12 protein-coding genes are annotated in these 17,104 nt (G+C 72.2%); 6 read left to right on the top strand and 6 right to left on the bottom strand.

Annotated features, from left to right (window positions below):
• Window positions 1-141 precede the first annotated feature (141 nt).
• Window positions 142-1,392 carry a tryptophan synthase subunit beta gene (gene trpB / locus AC2CJA_RS12640; protein ID WP_484602779.1) on the top strand — a complete coding sequence of 417 codons (1,251 nt, stop codon included), beginning with the start codon at window positions 142-144 and terminating at the stop codon, window positions 1,390-1,392.
• Window positions 1,392-2,210, top strand: coding sequence for a tryptophan synthase subunit alpha (gene trpA / locus AC2CJA_RS12635; RefSeq protein WP_484602778.1), 819 nt, complete (start codon window positions 1,392-1,394; stop codon window positions 2,208-2,210). Before trpB ends, trpA begins: the two co-directional genes overlap by 1 nt.
• A gap of 84 nt (window positions 2,211-2,294) precedes the next feature.
• Here the strand turns inward: trpA and AC2CJA_RS12630 are convergent, their stop codons facing one another.
• The 6 genes from AC2CJA_RS12630 to AC2CJA_RS12605 all read right to left on the bottom strand — a co-directional run bounded on the left by AC2CJA_RS12630 (window position 2,295) and on the right by AC2CJA_RS12605 (window position 8,320).
• A complete protein-coding gene (locus tag AC2CJA_RS12630) occupies window positions 2,295-3,767 on the bottom strand; it encodes a sodium/solute symporter (RefSeq protein ID WP_484602777.1) in 1,473 nt (490 codons plus the stop codon).
• Entirely contained in the window at window positions 3,764-4,177 is a 414-nt protein-coding gene (locus AC2CJA_RS12625) for a hypothetical protein (protein ID WP_484602776.1), read from the bottom strand. Before AC2CJA_RS12625 ends, AC2CJA_RS12630 begins: the two co-directional genes overlap by 4 nt.
• Window positions 4,174-4,959, bottom strand: a complete 786-nt coding sequence (locus AC2CJA_RS12620) for a LytR/AlgR family response regulator transcription factor (RefSeq protein WP_484602775.1) — start codon at window positions 4,957-4,959, stop codon at window positions 4,174-4,176. The genes AC2CJA_RS12625 and AC2CJA_RS12620 overlap by 4 nt, the downstream gene beginning before the upstream one ends.
• The gene (locus tag AC2CJA_RS12615) at window positions 4,956-6,062 is read right to left on the bottom strand and encodes a sensor histidine kinase (protein WP_484602774.1); all 1,107 of its coding nucleotides are present in this window, start codon (window positions 6,060-6,062) and stop codon (window positions 4,956-4,958) included. Before AC2CJA_RS12615 ends, AC2CJA_RS12620 begins: the two co-directional genes overlap by 4 nt.
• A 183-nt stretch (window positions 6,063-6,245) precedes the next feature.
• The gene (locus tag AC2CJA_RS12610; protein WP_484602773.1) at window positions 6,246-7,946 is read right to left on the bottom strand and encodes a solute symporter family protein; all 1,701 of its coding nucleotides are present in this window, start codon (window positions 7,944-7,946) and stop codon (window positions 6,246-6,248) included.
• Window positions 7,943-8,320, bottom strand: coding sequence for a DUF485 domain-containing protein (locus AC2CJA_RS12605; RefSeq protein WP_484602772.1), 378 nt, complete (start codon window positions 8,318-8,320; stop codon window positions 7,943-7,945). Before AC2CJA_RS12605 ends, AC2CJA_RS12610 begins: the two co-directional genes overlap by 4 nt.
• Before the next feature lie 374 nt (window positions 8,321-8,694).
• Here AC2CJA_RS12605 and lgt point away from each other — a divergent pair, with 374 nt between their 5' ends.
• The 4 genes from lgt to AC2CJA_RS12585 all read left to right on the top strand — a co-directional run bounded on the left by lgt (window position 8,695) and on the right by AC2CJA_RS12585 (window position 16,996).
• Window positions 8,695-9,672: a prolipoprotein diacylglyceryl transferase gene (gene lgt / locus AC2CJA_RS12600; RefSeq protein ID WP_484602771.1), complete on the top strand. Its 978-nt coding sequence runs from the start codon at window positions 8,695-8,697 to the stop codon at window positions 9,670-9,672.
• A 192-nt stretch (window positions 9,673-9,864) separates the two neighbouring features.
• On the top strand, window positions 9,865-10,611 hold the full coding sequence (locus AC2CJA_RS12595; protein WP_484602780.1) for a VIT1/CCC1 transporter family protein: 747 nt from the start codon (window positions 9,865-9,867) through the stop codon (window positions 10,609-10,611).
• A 360-nt stretch (window positions 10,612-10,971) separates the two neighbouring features.
• Window positions 10,972-15,540: a glutamate synthase large subunit gene (gltB, locus tag AC2CJA_RS12590; protein ID WP_484602770.1), complete on the top strand. Its 4,569-nt coding sequence runs from the start codon at window positions 10,972-10,974 to the stop codon at window positions 15,538-15,540.
• Window positions 15,533-16,996: a glutamate synthase subunit beta gene (locus tag AC2CJA_RS12585; protein ID WP_484602769.1), complete on the top strand. Its 1,464-nt coding sequence runs from the start codon at window positions 15,533-15,535 to the stop codon at window positions 16,994-16,996. The genes gltB and AC2CJA_RS12585 overlap by 8 nt, the downstream gene beginning before the upstream one ends.
• Window positions 16,997-17,104 lie beyond the last annotated feature (108 nt).

Raw genomic sequence — 17,104 nt, 5'->3', positions numbered from 1 at the left:
CCCCACGCCTCTGCGGGGCCCCGCCGGCGGCCACGCGCCCGCCCCGGCCGCACACCGCACCCGCCCTCCGGGCCGGTGCGTTCCACCGCCTCCCGTGACCATCCCTTCCTGGGGCATGCGCCCCGACAAGGAGCATGTCGGATGTCCACCGACTTCTTCGTTCCCGATCCCGAGGGCCGGGTGCCGACAGCCGAGGGCTACTTCGGCGCCTTCGGCGGCAAGTTCATCCCGGAGGCGCTCGTCGCCGCCGTGGACGAGGTGGCCGCCGAGTACGAGAAGGCCAAGGCCGATCCCGCCTTCACCGCCGAACTCGAGGACCTGCTCGTCAACTACACCGGCCGGCCCAGTGCGCTGACCGAGGTGCGGCGGTTCGCCGAGCACGCCGGCGGCGCCCGGGTCTTCCTCAAGCGCGAGGACCTCAACCACACCGGCTCGCACAAGATCAACAACGTGCTGGGGCAGGCGCTGCTGACCCGGCGCATGGGCAAGACCCGTGTCATCGCCGAGACCGGCGCGGGCCAGCACGGGGTCGCCACCGCGACCGCCTGCGCCCTGTTCGGCCTGGAGTGCACCGTCTACATGGGCGAGATCGACACTCAGCGCCAGGCGCTCAACGTCGCCCGGATGAGGATGCTGGGCGCCGAGGTCGTCCCCGTCGCCTCCGGCAGCCGCACTCTGAAGGACGCCATCAACGAGGCGTTCCGCGACTGGGTCGCCAACGTCGACCGCACCCACTACCTCTTCGGCACCGTCGCCGGCCCCCACCCCTTCCCGGCGCTGGTGCGCGACTTCCACCGCGTCATCGGCGTCGAGGCCCGGCGGCAGATCCTCCAGCGCACCGGGCGGCTGCCGGACGCCGCGCTGGCCTGCGTCGGCGGCGGCTCCAACGCCATCGGCCTGTTCCACGCCTTCATCCCCGACGCCTCCGTGCGCCTGATCGGTCTGGAGGCCGCCGGGCACGGCGTGGACTCCGGCGAGCACGCGGCCACCCTGACGGCCGGTGAGCCGGGCATCCTGCACGGCTCGCGCTCCTACGTCCTGCAGGACGACGAGGGCCAGATCACCGAGCCGTACTCCATCTCCGCCGGGCTGGACTACCCCGGCATCGGCCCCGAGCACTCCTACCTCAAGGACACCGGGCGCGGCGAGTACCGCCCGGTCACCGACGACGAGGCGATGCGGGCGCTGCGCCTGCTGTCGGAGACCGAGGGCATCATCCCGGCCATCGAGAGCGCGCACGCGCTGGCCGGCGCGCTGGAGGTCGGCCGCGAGCTGGGCCCGGAGGCGCTGCTGCTGGTGAACCTCTCCGGCCGCGGCGACAAGGACATGGACACCGCCGCCCGCTACTTCGGGCTGTACGACGGTGCGGACACCGTGAAGGGGGCCGAGTGATGGCGGGCCGTGCGGAACTGCTGGGACGCGTCCTGGCCGGGGCGAAGGAGGAGGGACGGGCCGCGCTGGTGGGCTATCTGCCCGCGGGCTTCCCCACCGTGGACGGCGGCGTCGCCGCCTGCACCGCCCTGCTGGAGGGCGGCTGCGACATCGTCGAGGTCGGGCTGCCGCACAGCGATCCGGTGCTGGACGGGCCGGTCATCCAGACCGCCGACGACATCGCCCTGCGCGGCGGTGTGCGCATCGCGGACGTGCTGCGCACCGTGCGCGAGACGCACGCCGCCACCGGCGCGCCGGTGCTGTGCATGACGTACTGGAACCCCGTCGACCGCTACGGCGCCGAGCGGTTCGCCGCCGAGCTGGCCGAGGCGGGCGGCGCCGGCTGCATCCTGCCCGACCTGCCGGTCGAGGAGTCCGAGGTGTGGCGCAAGGCCGCCGAGCAGCAGGGCCTTGCGACCGTCTTCGTGGTCGCCCCCAGCAGCCGCGACGAGCGGCTGGCGAGGATCACCGAGGCCGGCAGCGGCTTCGTCTACGCCGCCTCCCTGATGGGCGTCACCGGCACCCGCGAGTCGGTGGGACAGGAGGCGGAGGAACTGGTGCGCCGCACCCGTGCCACCACCGACCTGCCGGTCTGCGTCGGACTGGGCGTCTCGAACGCGCGGCAGGCCGCGGAGGTGGCCGCCTTCGCGGACGGTGTCATCGTCGGATCGGCCTTCGTCAAGCGGCTGCTGGACCACGAGGGCGACCCGGAGGCCGGTCTGGCCGCGGTCCGCGAACTCGCGGGCGAGCTGGCCGAGGGCGTACGGCGCCGCGGCTGAGCGGGGCCGAGGCCACGGGCCCGGGGGCGTGCGGTGGACGACCATGCGCCCCCGGGCCCGCCCGTGCTCCCGGGTGCGCGCCCGTCAGGGAGCGTGCAGCCGCAGCACGGCACGCTCGGACCAGTCGGCCGGGACGCCGCGCAGCGAGACCGCGATCATCGTGAGGAACGCCAGCGGAACGGTCCAGGCGGCGGGCTGGGCCAGCAGCACGGTCAGCCAGGCCGACGACGGCTGCGTGAGGGCGGACAGCACCGCGGCCCCCGTCGCCGTGACCACCCCGGTGGCCAGCCCGGCCGCCGCGCCCGCGACCGTCAGCCGCGTCCACCAGATGCCCAGCACCAGCAGCGGGCAGAACGTGGAGGCCGCCACCGCGAACGCCCAGCCGACCACCACGTTGATGTCCAGGTGCGCGGCGGGCAGCGACAGCAGCACCGCCACCAGCGCCCCCGCCGCCACCGCCAGGCGCAGCCTGGTCACCCCACCGCCGAACAGGTCGTGGGAGAGCCCGCCGGCCAGGGCCAGCAGCAGCCCGGAGGAGGTGGACAGGAAGGCGGCGAACGCGCCCGTGGCCACCAGCGCCGTCAGTACGCTCCCCAGCGTCCCCGGCACGGCCGCCCCAGGCAGGACGACGGAGACGGTGTCGGTGGCGTTGCTGTGCACCAGGTGAGGGGTCAGCACCCGCCCCAGCAGTCCGTAAACGGCCGGGAACAGGTAGAACAGGCCCAGCAGGCCGATCACCAGCACGGCCACCCGGCGGGCGGCCCGGGCCGTGGGACTGGTGTGGAAGCGCATGATCACATGGGGCAGCCCGATGGCGCCCAGCGTGGTGGCCAGCAGCACCGACCAGGTGGACAGCAGCGGCATCCCCGCCCCCTGGATGTCGATCAGCGGACGGGTCCACTCCTCGGCGGCCGGGCCCGCCTCCCGGGCCGGCCGCAGCGCCTCGGTGCGCGTCTCCGCGCCGACGTGCACGATCAGGTAGATCGCCGGCACCGCGATGAAGGCCAGCTTGACCAGGTAGTGGAACGCCTGGACGTAGGTGGCCGACCGCATGCCGCCCACCGTGATCGACGCGCTCACCACCAGTCCGGCCAGCACCACGCCCACCCAGTAAGGGGTACCGCTGACCAGGCTCAGGACCACCCCGGCGCCCTTGAACTGCGGCACCAGATAGAGCCACATGATCACCAGTACGATCACCCCGCACAGCTTGCGGATCGCGGGCGAGCCCAGCCGGTACTCGGCGAAGTCGGGCACCGTGAACGCCCCCGATCGCCGCATCGGTCCGGCCACCAGCGCCACCACCGCGACGTACCCGGCGGTGAAGCCGACGGCGTACCACATCGCCCCGACGCCGTCCTTCAGCATCAGCCCGGCCAGACCGAGCACCGAGGCGGCCGACACGTACTCCCCGGCGATCGCCATGGCGTTCCAGCCGGGGGCGATACGGCGTGAGGCCACGAGGAAGTCCGGGCTGGTGCGGGCCGCGTGGACGCCGTACAGGCCGATGGCCAGGCTGGCGACCAGGATCAGGCCGATCGCGGTCACGGCGGTCACGGGCCGCTCCCGGCGCCCGTGCCCGTTTCCGCGTCCGCGGAGTTCTCCGCACGCTCGGCGCGGCGCACATGGCACAGGGCCAACAGCAGCAGCACCGGGTAGGTGGCCACCACCAGTACCAGCCAGGACACCGGAACACCCGCCACGGAGAGCCGGTCCAGCACCGGCAGCGCGGCGATCGTCCCGCTGGAACCGAACAGCACCACCCCCAGCAGGAGAACCGTCCGCAGCGCGGTGCGGCGCTGCTCGGCGAACACGGCACGGGCGGCCTCGGCGTCGGCCGGTGCGGGCAGCGGCAGCAGCTGCGGATGGCGGCGGTGCCCGCGGGCCAGGGCGATACGGGTCTGCGGACTGGTGACCTTCGCCCGGCGCGGACCGCCGAGCTGGCCGCCCCTGACCGGGCTCTTCACCGGGCCGCTCTGCCCAGCCGGCCGCTGCGCGCGGCCTCCAGCAGCTGCTCCTTCAGACCCCGGGCGTGGCGGCGGCTGACCGGCACGTCACCGGCCGGAGTGCACGCCACCAGCCCCGACGAGCTGGTGACCCGCAGGTCGTGGACCCAGCCGACGGCCACCAGATAGCCGCGGTGCGCCCGCACGAAGCCCGCCGGAGCCCAGATCTCCTCCAGGTACGACAGCGACAGCCGGATCAGATGCGTGCCCTGCTCGGTGTGCAGCCGTATGTAGTCGCCGTGGGCCTCCACGAACTGGATGTCGTCACGCCGCACGAACACCGTCCGGCGGCCGTGGTCGATCTGGACCACCGCCAGCTCGTCGCGCGGCTCCTCCGCGCCCTGCCCGCCCGAGGACGCGGCCCGCCGCGTGGCGCCGATCCGGGCCACCGACTCGGCCAGCCGCTCGGGCCGGACGGGCTTGAGCAGGTAGTCCACCGCCCCGATGCCGAAGGCCTCGATGGCGTGGGACTCCGAGGCGGTGACGAAGACGATGGAGGGCGGCGCCGAGAGCTGGCTGATGACCCGGGCGACGTCCATGCCGTCCAGGCCGGGCATCGAGATGTCCAGGAAGACCGCGTCGAAGGCGGTCGCGCCCAGCAGCTGCACCGCCCGGGCGCCGCTCTCGGCGGCGTACACCTCGCCGACCTCGGGTGTGTCCGCCAGGAGGTCGGCGAGCTCCTCGCGGGTGGACGCCTCGTCCTCGACGACGAGGACCTGAAGGGCCCGCGGCGCGCTGCTCATTGCGTAACCACTCCTCGCATGAATCGCGGCACCCTGATCGTCACCCTGGTGCCATTGCCGGGCGCGGTCTCGATGACGAGGCCGTACTCCGGGCCGTACACGGTACGGAGCCGCCGGTCCACATTGGCCAGACCGACGTTCCTCGCCGGAGGACCGACTCCGGCGAGGATCGCCCGTGCGAGTTCCGGCTCCATGCCCACGCCGTCGTCCTCGACCTCGATGACGCACAGCGGGCCCTGGCCGAACCCCGAGACGCCGATGTGTCCGGGTCCGGCCTTCTTCTCCAGACCGTGGCGCACGGCATTTTCCACTATGGGCTGGACGACGAGGAAGGGGAGGGCGACGGGAAGAACCTCCGGCGCCATCCGGACGGTGATCTCCATCCGGTCGTCGAACCGGGCGCGCTGCAGCTCCAGGTACGTCTGGGTGGCCTGCAGCTCGTCGGCGACTGTCACGTAGTCGCCGGCCGTGGAGAAGCTGTAGCGCAGGTAGTCGGCGAAATCGGTGAGCAGGCGGCGGGCGCGGCCGGGATCGGTGCGGATGTGCGCGGCGATGACGGCCAGGGAGTTGTGGACGAAGTGCGGGGAGATCTGGGCCCGCAGGGTGCGCAGGTCCGCCGCCGCGATCCGGGCCCGGGCGCTGCGCAGCTCGGTGTGGTCCAGCGCCTGCGACACCAGCTCCGCCACCTCGGCCACCTCGCCCTCGTCCAGCGCCCGCTCGTCAGCGGAACCGCTGACGACCAGGCAGCCGGTCAGCTCGTCCGCCACCAGCAGCGGGGCGGCGCACAGCGGGGGCTTGCGGAGGACGGTGCCGTGCTCGTACACCTGGGCGAGCACCGCGTCCAGGTCGGTGCCCCGCGGCAGTGCGCCGTGCCGGGCGACGGGCCCGTCGAGGTCGGCGAGCACGACGGCCTCGGCGCCCACCAGCCGCCGGATGCGGCGGGCCGCGGCCAGGGCCCGGCTGCCGTGCAGACCGTCCTGGAGGTCCGCGCCGATCAGCCGTACCTCCCGCAGCACGCCCATGGTCCCGGGCAGGCCGGACCCGGCCGGGCCCGTCCGGCCCGTCCGCCCGCGGCGGACGCCGATCCACGATCTTCTGGCCACACTGCGACCGTATAACGCGACAAATGGCGACGGGGAGCCCTTCGAACCTGCTTCGAAGGGCTCCCCATGGGCCCGGTGACGGGTCCGGCGTCGTGTGTGGGGGTCACGCCGGCGGAGAAGCCCCCCGCCACCGGGGGCCGAAGGGCCCGCCCCCCAGGAGGCGGGCGGGCCCGGCCGGTGCGGTCAGTGCTTGGCCGCGCCCTCGGCGCCGGCCCCGGTCAGGGCCCGCACCTGGAGTTCGGCGAAGCGCCGCGGGTTGCTCTCGCCCGAGGACAGCGTGCCGACGATCGCGCACAGCAGGCCCAGCGGGATGGAGACCAGACCCGGGTTGGTCAGCGGGAACCAGGCGATGTCGATGCCCGGGATCAGGGCCTTCCCGGTGCCGGAGAACACCGGCGAGAAGATCACCAGACCGACCGCGCCGATCAGACCGCCGTAGATGCCGGCGACGGCGCCCCGGGTGTTGAACCGCTTCCAGAACAGGCTCAGCAGCAGGGTCGGCAGGTTGGCCGAGGCGGCGATGGCGAAGGCCAGACCGACCAGGAAGGCCACGTTGAGGCTCTGGGCGAAGATCGCCAGGACGATCGACGCGGCGCCGATGCCGAAGGCCGACAGACGGGCGACCTTGATCTCCTCGTGCTCGGAGGCCCGGCCCTTGCGCACCACGCTGTTGTAGAAGTCGTGCGCCAGGGACGAGGAGGAGGCGATGACCAGGCCGGCCACCGTGGACAGGATCGCCGCGAAGGCGACGGCCGCGATGACCGCCAGCATCACCGAGCCGAGGAACTCGCCGCCGAAGTGCTCGCCCACCTCCCGGGCCAGCTGTGGCGCGGCGGTGTTGCCCGCCGCGTCCTGGGCGGTGATGGCCTCCTTGCCCACCAGGGCCGCGGCGCCGAAGCCCAGGATCAGGGTCATCAGGTAGAACGAGCCGATCAGGCCGATGCCCCAGTTGACGGACTCGCGGGCGGCCTTGGAGTCCGGGACGGTGTAGAAGCGGATCAGGATGTGCGGCAGACCCGCGGTGCCCAGCACCAGGGCCAGACCGAGGCTGATCAGGTCGAGCTTGTTCCACATCGTCTGCAGGGCGTCACCGGGCACCTCGACGCCGTACCGCAGCCCCGGTTCCAGGAAGGACTGCCCGGCGCCGCTGGCGTTCGCGGCGTCGCTCATCAGCTCGCCGAAGTCGAAGCCGTAGACGGCCATCACCAGCGCGGCCAGGATGATGGTGCCGCCCATCAGCATGCCGGCCTTGATGATCTGCACCCAGGTGGTGCCCTTCATGCCGCCGAAGGTCACGTACAGGGTCATCAGGACGCCGACGACGACGATGCCCACGATCTTGGCGGTGTCGGCGTCCATGCCCAGGTACGTCTCGCCCGGCCGGATGCCCAGCAGGAGGGCGACGACCGCGCCGGCGCCGACCATCTGGGCCAGCAGGTAGAAGATCGACACGGTGATGGTGGACACGGCCGCGGCGGTGCGCACCGGGCGCTGCCGCATCCGGTACGACAGCACGTCGGCCATGGTGAACCGGCCGGAGTTGCGCAGCAGCTCGGCGACCAGCAGCAGGGCCACCAGCCAGGCGACGAGGAAGCCGATGGAGTACAGGAAGCCGTCGTAGCCGAACAGCGCGATCATGCCCGCGATGCCCAGGAAGGAGGCGGCGGACATGTAGTCGCTGCCGATGGCGAAGCCGTTCTGCATACCGGTGAACTCGCGCCCGCCGGAGTGGAAGTCGGCCGCGGACTTGGTCTGGCGGCCCGCCCACACCGTGACGCCGAGCGTCACGGCGATCATGACGATGAACACCAGGATGGTCAGGGTGCGGCCGCTGGAGCTGACCTCTTCGGCGGCCAGGAGCGCCTGGGAAGCGGCGGTCGTCATGCCCGTCCCCCCGTCCGGCCGGCCGACGCGCCGGTCAGCTCGGCCCTCAGGTCCTCCGCGAGCGGGTCGACCTTCCGGTCGGCGTAGCGCGCGTACATGATCGCGATGCCGAAGGTGCTGGCGAACTGGAGGATCCCGAACACCAGGGCCACGTTGACGTCGCCGAACAGGACCGCGGACATCACGTCACGGGCGTAGGCGGACATCAGCACGTACAGCAGGTACCAGGCGAGGAAGCCGACGCTCACCGGGAGCACGAACCTCATCAGGCTCCGCCTGAGCTGGTCGAAACGCGGATCGCCGTGCATGGCCACCATGCGGTCCTCCGCGTCCCCGGCGGGGTCCAGGGTCTGTTGTGGACGGTCTGCGGACACTGCCGCCTCCTTCATCGACACGACGCGATACGACACGACGTACGGGAGCGGAAAAGGAATGCGGGGAACGTAAGGTGCGTCACACTCGCGGTGAAGACGCTGATCGCGGTGTGCGGCGAACGCCGGATACGCGCGCCGAACGGTAGACCGTCGTGCGCCGAACGGTCGCCTTTCCGCGCCGAGCGGTCACCCCCGCGGGGGGAAACGGCCGCGGAGCGCGCACCCGGGCGCGGGATGCGGGACCGCCCCGGAACCGGGCGGCCTCCCGCGCGCCGCGGGGCCCTCGCACCGTCCGCCACCGTCCGCGCGCGTTACGCACCCGTTGCCGGGCGGAGCGGCGCCCGGGGGCGAGGCACGGTAGCGTTCGTGGGGTCATGGAAACCCTTGCCTTCATCCCCAGCCCGTCGTCGGGCGAGATCGTCATCGGACCGATCCCGCTGCGGGGCTACGCGTTCTGCATCATCGTCGGCGTCTTCGCCGCGGTCTGGCTCGGCGGGAAGCGCTGGGTCGCCCGTGGCGGGCAGCCCGGCACGGTCGCCGACATCGCCGTGTGGGCCGTGCCGTTCGGCCTGGTCGGCGGCCGTCTCTACCACGTCGTCACCGACTACCAGCTCTACTTCGGCGAGGGCCGTGACTGGGTCGACGCCTTCAAGATCTGGGAGGGCGGCCTCGGCATCTGGGGAGCGATCGCACTGGGCGCGGTGGGCGCCTGGATCGCCTGCCGAAGGAGGGGCATCCCGCTGCCCGCCTACGCGGACGCCATCGCCCCCGGCATCGCGCTCGCCCAGGCCATCGGACGCTGGGGCAACTGGTTCAACCAGGAGCTGTACGGGCGTCCCACGGACCTGCCGTGGGCCGTGGAGATCGACAACGGCGTCGACACCGGCACCTTCCACCCCACCTTCCTGTACGAGTCGCTGTGGTGCGTGGGCGTCGCCCTGCTGGTCATCTGGGCCGACCGCCGCTTCCGCCTCGGCCACGGCCGTGCCTTCGCGCTGTACGTCGCGGCCTACACGGCGGGGCGCTTCTGGATCGAGTACCTGCGCATCGACGAGGCCCACGAGATCTGGGGCCTGCGTCTGAACAACTGGACCTCGATCGCCGTCTTCCTGGCGGCGGTGGCCTACATCGTCCTCTCGGCCAGGCTCCGCCCCGGGCGTGAGGACGTGGTGGAGCCGGCGGCGGAGAAGACCGCCAGCGCCGGTCCCGACGGCTCCGAGGGCACCGGTACCGGCGACGGTGCGACGGCGGAGGGCTCCGCCGGGGACACGGGGAAGGCCGTGGGGGACCGGACGGGCGGACCGGAGCGCGCCGAGCCCGCCGGAGGGACGTCCGCCTCCACCACGGGCTGACCCGGCGGCGAGAACCGCACAGGCCCCGGGCCCGCCCCCCCGGCGCGGGCGGGGGGGTGTCCCCGGCGCCGCGCCACCCCCGGTCAGCGAGGTAAGTTCGGCCTGCCTTGCTGGAATCGAACCCCAAGGTGGACGTACGGTCGAGACATCGGGCACCAGACGGGGGACACAGGAGGCAGGCGGATGTCGTCCATGACCGGAAGCGGGACCGAGACCACCCTGCGGCCCGGGGCGCCGAACTCCGCGCACCGCGACAACCACACCCACCGCGACGTGACCGGCGGCTGGCTGCGCCCGGCCGTCTTCGGGGCGATGGACGGACTGGTCTCCAACCTCGCCCTGATGACGGGCGTCGCCGGCGGTGACGTGGACCGCAACGTGATCATCATCAGCGGTCTGGCCGGTCTGGCCGCCGGAGCCTTCTCCATGGCGGCCGGCGAGTACACCTCGGTGGCCTCCCAGCGCGAGCTGGTCCTGGCCGAGCTGGACGTGGAGCGGCGCGAGCTGCACCGCAACCCCGAGGACGAGCGGCGGGAGCTGGCCGAGCTGTACGTGGGCCGGGGCGTGGAACCCGAGCTGGCGGCGAAGGTCGCCGAGCAGCTGTCCAGGGATCCCGAACAGGCCCTGGAGATCCACGCGCGCGAGGAGCTGGGCGTGGACCCGGGCGAGCTGCCCTCGCCCGCGGTCGCCGCCGTCTCCTCCTTCCTCTCCTTCGCGGTGGGCGCGCTGATCCCCGTGCTGCCCTATCTGCTGGGTGCCGCCGTGCTGTGGCCCGCCGTGCTGGTGGCGCTGCTGGGCCTGTTCCTGTGCGGTGTGCTGGTCTCCAAGATCACCGTGCGCCCGTGGTGGTACAGCGGGCTGCGGCAGCTCACCCTGGGCGGCGCGGCCGCCGCGGTGACCTACGGACTCGGTACTCTGTTCGGAGTAGCCGTGGGCTGAGCCCGCCGCGCGGGCCCGCGCCCGGTCCGGCCCGCCCGGTGTGAGCTGTTCAACTCCGAAATCCCGCGCTCCTCTGTTACCCGCCGGTTTCAGCCGTGTCACCGTTGGGAATGAACAACGAGCGCTTCTGGCAGTGTCGCCGGCGCCCGCCCGGATCCACGCAGCGGCAGCACGCCGTATGTCCGATTCGACCCCCCTCGCAGGTCCGCATGATGGACCGAGGTGTCCGCTCTTGGGAAGAAACCTCATCATGTAACCTGCACGAAAATTTGTTCCGCAGAGGGCCAACGTCGTCCCTCGGCGCTCCCCGGACCCGATCCGGAAAGCGCCACCAAGCCCCACATGACGACGGGAGAGCCGATGCGTGCTGCGCCCCTGACGGCCTACCCTGCCAAGCAGGGAATGTACGACCCGCGCGACGAGCACGACGCCTGCGGCGTCGGCTTCGTGGCCACCCTCACAGGTGAGGCGAGCCACGCACTGGTCGACCAGGCCCTGACCGTCCTGCGGAATCTGGAGCACCGCGGCGCCACCGGTGCCGAGGCCGACTCCGGCGACGGCGCGGGCATCCTGGTCCAGGTCCCCGACGCCTTCCTGCGCGAGACCGCCGGCTTCGAACTGCCCGAGGCGGGCTCGTACGCCGCGGGCATCGCCTTCCTCCCCACCGGCGAGACCGACCGCGCCGAGGCCACCGCACGCATCGAGGCGATCGCCGCCGAGGAGGGCCTGAACGTCCTGGGCTGGCGCGAGGTTCCCGTCGCCCCGCAGATGCTGGGCAGCGGCGCCCGCACCACCATGCCCGCCTTCCGCCAGCTGTTCGTGGCCGACGGAGTGAACACCGGCCTGGCCCTGGACCGCAAGGCGTTCGTGCTGCGCAAGCGCGCCGAGCGCGAGGCCGGCACCTACTTCCCGTCGCTGTCCGCGCGGACGATGGTCTACAAGGGCATGCTGACCACCGGGCAGCTCGAGCCCTTCTTCCCCGACCTGTCCGACCGCCGCTTCGCCAGCGCCATCGCCCTGGTCCACTCGCGGTTCTCCACCAACACCTTCCCCAGCTGGCCGCTGGCCCACCCCTACCGCTTCGTCGCCCACAACGGCGAGATCAACACCGTCCGCGGCAACCGCAACTGGATGCGCGCCCGCGAGTCCCAGCTGGTCTCCGACCTCCTCGGCGGCAAGGACGCCGGGAACCTGGAGCGGATCTTCCCCGTCTGCACCCCGGACGCCTCCGACTCCGCCACCTTCGACGAGGTCCTGGAACTGCTCCACCTCGGCGGCCGCTCCCTGCCCCACGCGGTGCTGATGATGGTCCCCGAGGCGTGGGAGAACCACCCCTCCATGGACCCCGCCCGCCGCGCCTTCTACCAGTACCACTCCACGATGATGGAGCCCTGGGACGGACCGGCCTGCGTCACCTTCACCGACGGCACCCAGGTCGGCGCCGTCCTGGACCGCAACGGACTGCGCCCGGGACGCTACTGGGTCACCGACGACGGCCTGGTCGTCCTCTCCTCCGAGGTCGGTGTCCTGGACATCGACCAGGACAGGGTCGTCCGCAAGGGCCGCCTCCAGCCCGGCCGCATGTTCCTGGTGGACACCGCCGAGCACCGCATCATCGAGGACGACGAGATCAAGGCATCCCTCGCCGCCGAGCACCCCTACCAGGAGTGGCTGGAAGCCGGGATCATCGAGCTGGAGGACCTGCCCGAGCGCGAGCACATCGTCCACACCCACGCCTCGGTCACCCGCCGCCAGCAGACCTTCGGCTACACCGAGGAGGAACTGCGCGTCCTGCTCGCCCCGATGGCCCGCACCGGCGCCGAGCCGATCGGCTCGATGGGCACCGACTCGCCCATCGCCGCGCTCTCCACCCGCCCGAGGCTGGTCTTCGACTACTTCACCCAGCTGTTCGCCCAGGTCACCAACCCGCCGCTGGACGCCATCCGCGAGGAACTGGTCACCTCGCTGATCTCCTCCCTCGGCCCCCAGGGCAACCTGCTGGAGCCCACCGCGGCCTCCTGCCGCAGCGTCACTCTGCCCTTCCCGGTGATCGACAACGACGAACTCGCCAAGCTCGTCCACATCAACGCCGACGGCGACATGCCCGGAATGAAGGCCGTCACCCTCTGCGGCCTCTACCGCGTCGGCGGCGGGGGAGCGGCCCTGGCCGAGCGGATCGACGAGATCTGCGCCGAGGCCGAGGCCGCCATCACCGACGGCGCCCGCCTGATCGTCCTGTCCGACCGCCACAGTGACGCCGAGCACGCGCCGATCCCGTCGCTGCTGCTCACCTCCGCCGTCCACCACCACCTCATCCGCACCAAGCAGCGCACCCAGGTGGGCCTGCTGGTCGAGGCCGGAGACGTCCGCGAGGTCCACCACGTCGCCCTGCTCATCGGCTACGGCGCCGCCGCGGTCAACCCCTACCTGGCCATGGAGACCGTCGAGGACCTCGTCCGCGCCGGCACCTTCCTGCCCGGCGACACCGACCCCGAGACCGCCATCCGCAACCTGATCAGGGCACTCGGCAAGGGCGTGCTGAAGGTCATGTCCAAGATGGGCATCTCCACCGTCGCCTCCTACCGCGGCGCCCAGGTCTTCGAGGCCGTCGGCCTGGAGCAGGGGTTCGTCGACACCTACTTCCACGGCACCGCCACCAAGATCGGCGGCGCCGGCCTGGACGTCGTCGCCAAGGAGGTCGCCGCCCGCCACGCCAAGGCCTACCCGGCCTCCGGCATCGCACCGGCCCACCGCAACCTGGACATCGGCGGCGAGTACCAGTGGCGCCGTGAGGGCGAGCCGCACCTGTTCGACCCGGACACGGTCTTCCGTCTCCAGCACGCCACCCGCACCCGCCGCTACGACATCTTCAAGCAGTACACCCGGCGCGTGGACGAGCAGTCCGAACGCCTGATGACGCTGCGCGGTCTGTTCGGCCTCAAGTCCGAGCGGCCCTCGATCCCCGTCGAGGAGGTCGAGCCCGTCTCCGAGATCGTCAAGCGGTTCTCCACCGGCGCCATGTCCTACGGCTCCATCTCCCAGGAGGCCCACGAGACCCTCGCCATCGCCATGAACCGGCTGGGCGCGAAGTCCAACACCGGCGAGGGCGGCGAGGACCCCGAGCGGCTGTACGATCCGGCCCGCCGCTCCTCGATCAAGCAGGTCGCCTCCGGCCGCTTCGGCGTCACCTCCGAGTACCTGGTCAACTCCGACGACATCCAGATCAAGATGGCCCAGGGCGCCAAGCCCGGCGAGGGCGGCCAGCTGCCCGGCCACAAGGTCTACCCGTGGGTGGCCAGGACCCGGCACTCCACGCCGGGCGTGGGACTCATCTCCCCGCCGCCGCACCACGACATCTACTCCATCGAGGACCTCGCCCAGCTCATCCACGACCTGAAGAACGCCAACCCCGGCGCCCGCATCCACGTGAAGCTGGTCTCCGAGGTCGGCGTCGGCACGGTCGCGGCCGGGGTCTCCAAGGCCCACGCCGACGTCGTGCTGATCTCCGGCCACGACGGCGGCACCGGCGCCTCCCCGCTCACCTCCCTCAAGCACGCGGGCGGCCCCTGGGAGCTGGGACTGGCCGAGACCCAGCAGACCCTGCTGCTCAACGGCCTGCGCGACCGCATCGTCGTCCAGACCGACGGCCAGCTCAAGACCGGCCGCGACGTGGTCATCGCCGCCCTGCTGGGCGCCGAGGAGTACGGCTTCGCGACCGCCCCGCTGGTCGTCTCCGGCTGCGTGATGATGCGCGTGTGCCACCTGGACACCTGCCCCGTCGGCATCGCCACCCAGAACCCGGTGCTGCGCAGCCGCTACAGCGGCAAGGCCGACCACGTGGTGAACTTCTTCGAGTTCATCGCCGAGGAGGTCCGCGAACTCCTGGCCGAGCTGGGCTTCCGCAGCCTGGACGAGGCCGTCGGCCACGCCGAGGTCCTCGACGTCAGCCGCGCGGTCGACCACTGGAAGGCCCAGGGACTGGACCTGGCCCCGCTGCTGCACGTCCCCGAACTGCCCGAGGGCGCCGCCCGCCACCAGGTCGTCCCCCAGGACCACGGCCTGGCCAAGGCCCTGGACAACCAGCTGATCAAGCTCGCCGCCGACGCCCTGTCGGCCGACACCGCCGAGGACGCCCGGCCGGTACGCGCCCAGGTGCCCATCCGCAACATCAACCGGACGGTCGGCACCATGCTCGGCCACGAGGTGACGAGGAAGTTCGGCGGCGCCGGCCTGCCCGACGACACCATCGACATCACCTTCACCGGCTCCGCCGGCCAGTCCTTCGGCGCCTTCCTGCCGCGCGGCGTCACCCTCCGCCTGGAGGGCGACGCCAACGACTACGTCGGCAAGGGCCTGTCCGGCGGACGCGTCGTCGTCCGCCCCGACCGCGGAGCCTCCCACCTGGCCGAGTACTCCACCATCGCGGGCAACACCCTCGCCTACGGCGCCACCGGTGGTGAGATGTTCCTGCGCGGCAGCGTCGGCGAGCGCTTCTGCGTCCGCAACTCCGGCGCCCTGGTGGTCTCCGAGGGCGTGGGCGACCACGGCTGCGAGTACATGACCGGCGGCACGGCCGTCGTCCTGGGCCGCACCGGCCGCAACTTCGGCGCCGGCATGTCCGGCGGCACCGCCTACGTCATCGACCTCGACCCGGGCGACGTCAACCCCGACGCCGCCGGAGCCGTCGAACCCCTCGACGACACCGACCGGCAGTGGCTGCACGACGTCGTGCGCCGCCACCACGAGGAGACCGGCTCCACCGTCGCGAGCCGGCTGCTCGCCGACTGGGAACAGGCCGCCGGCCGCTTCAGCAAGATCATGCCCCGTACCTACAAGGCAGTGCTCGCCGCCAAGGACGCCGCCGAGCGAGCCGGACTCTCCCAGGACGAGACCCACGAGAAGATGATGGAGGCGGCGACCAATGGCTGATCCCAAGGGCTTCCTGAACACCGACCGCGAGGTCGCCGAGACCCGCCCCGTACCCGAGCGCCTCAAGGACTGGAACGAGGTCTACGTCCCCGGCTCCCTGCTGCCGATCATCAGCAAGCAGGCCGGCCGGTGCATGGACTGCGGCATCCCCTTCTGCCACAACGGCTGCCCGCTGGGCAACCTCATCCCCGAGTGGAACGACTACGCCTGGCGCGGGGACTGGCAGGCCGCCGGCGAGCGGCTGCACGCGACCAACAACTTCCCCGAGTTCACCGGGCGGCTGTGCCCGGCCCCGTGCGAGTCCGCCTGCGTGCTGGGCATCAACCAGCCCCCGGTGACCATCAAGAACGTCGAGGTCACCATCATCGACAAGGCATGGGAGGCCGGCGGCGTCACCCCGCAGCCGCCCGAGCGGCTGTCGGGCAAGACCGTCGCCGTCATCGGCTCCGGCCCCGCCGGTCTGGCCGCCGCCCAGCAGCTCACCCGCGCCGGCCACACGGTCGCCGTCTACGAGCGCGCCGACCGCGTCGGCGGACTGCTGCGCTACGGCATCCCCGAGTTCAAGATGGAGAAGCGCCACATCAACCGCCGCATCGAGCAGATGCGCGCGGAGGGCACCAAGTTCCGCACCGGAGTGGAGATCGGCCGCGACATCGACGCCGCCGGCCTGCGCAGGCGCTACGACGCCGTCGTCATCGCCGCCGGCTCCACCACCGCCCGCGACCTGCCTGTGCCCGGCCGCGAACTGAACGGCGTCCACCAGGCGATGGAGTACCTGCCCCTGGCCAACAAGGTCCAGGAAGGCGACTACATCGCACCGCCGATCACCGCCGAGGGCAAGCACGTCGTCGTCATCGGCGGCGGCGACACCGGTGCCGACTGCGTCGGAACAGCCCACCGCCAGGGCGCGGCCTCCGTCACCCAGCTGGAGATCATGCCCCGGCCCAGCGACGAGCGCGACCCGGTCGGCCAGCCCTGGCCCACCTTCCCCATGCTCTACAAGGTCACCTCCGCGCACGAGGAGGGCGGCGAGAGGGTCTACTCCGTCTCCACCACCCACTTCGAGGGCGACGAGGACGGCAACGTCCAGGCCCTGCACCTGGTCGAGGTCGAGTTCAAGAACGGAAGGCCCGAGCCCAAGCCGGGCACCGAGAAGCGCATCCCGGCCCAGCTCGTCACCCTGGCCATGGGCTTCACCGGCATCGACAGGGACAACGGCCTGGTCGAGCAGTTCGGCCTGGAACTGGACGAGCGCGGCAACGTCGCCCGCGACGCCGACTACGCCACCAACGTCGAGGGCGTCTACGTCGCCGGCGACGCCGGCCGCGGCCAGTCCCTGATCGTGTGGGCCATCGCCGAAGGCCGCTCCGCGGCCAGGGCCGTGGACCGCCACCTGACCGGCACCAGCTCCCTGCCGGCCCCGATCAGGCCGACCGACCGCGCACTGACCGTCTGACCCACCCCAGCCGTCCGTACGGTGCGGACGGCCGCTTCGGACGGCCGTCCGCCCGCCACGGACACACACCCCGCGGCGCCGCCCCCCTCCCCGACCGGGGGCCGGCGC

The sequence above is a fragment of the Streptomyces sp. ATLC9 genome (genome assembly GCF_057196705.1).
This window is presented reverse-complemented; position numbering and strand designations above follow the sequence as displayed.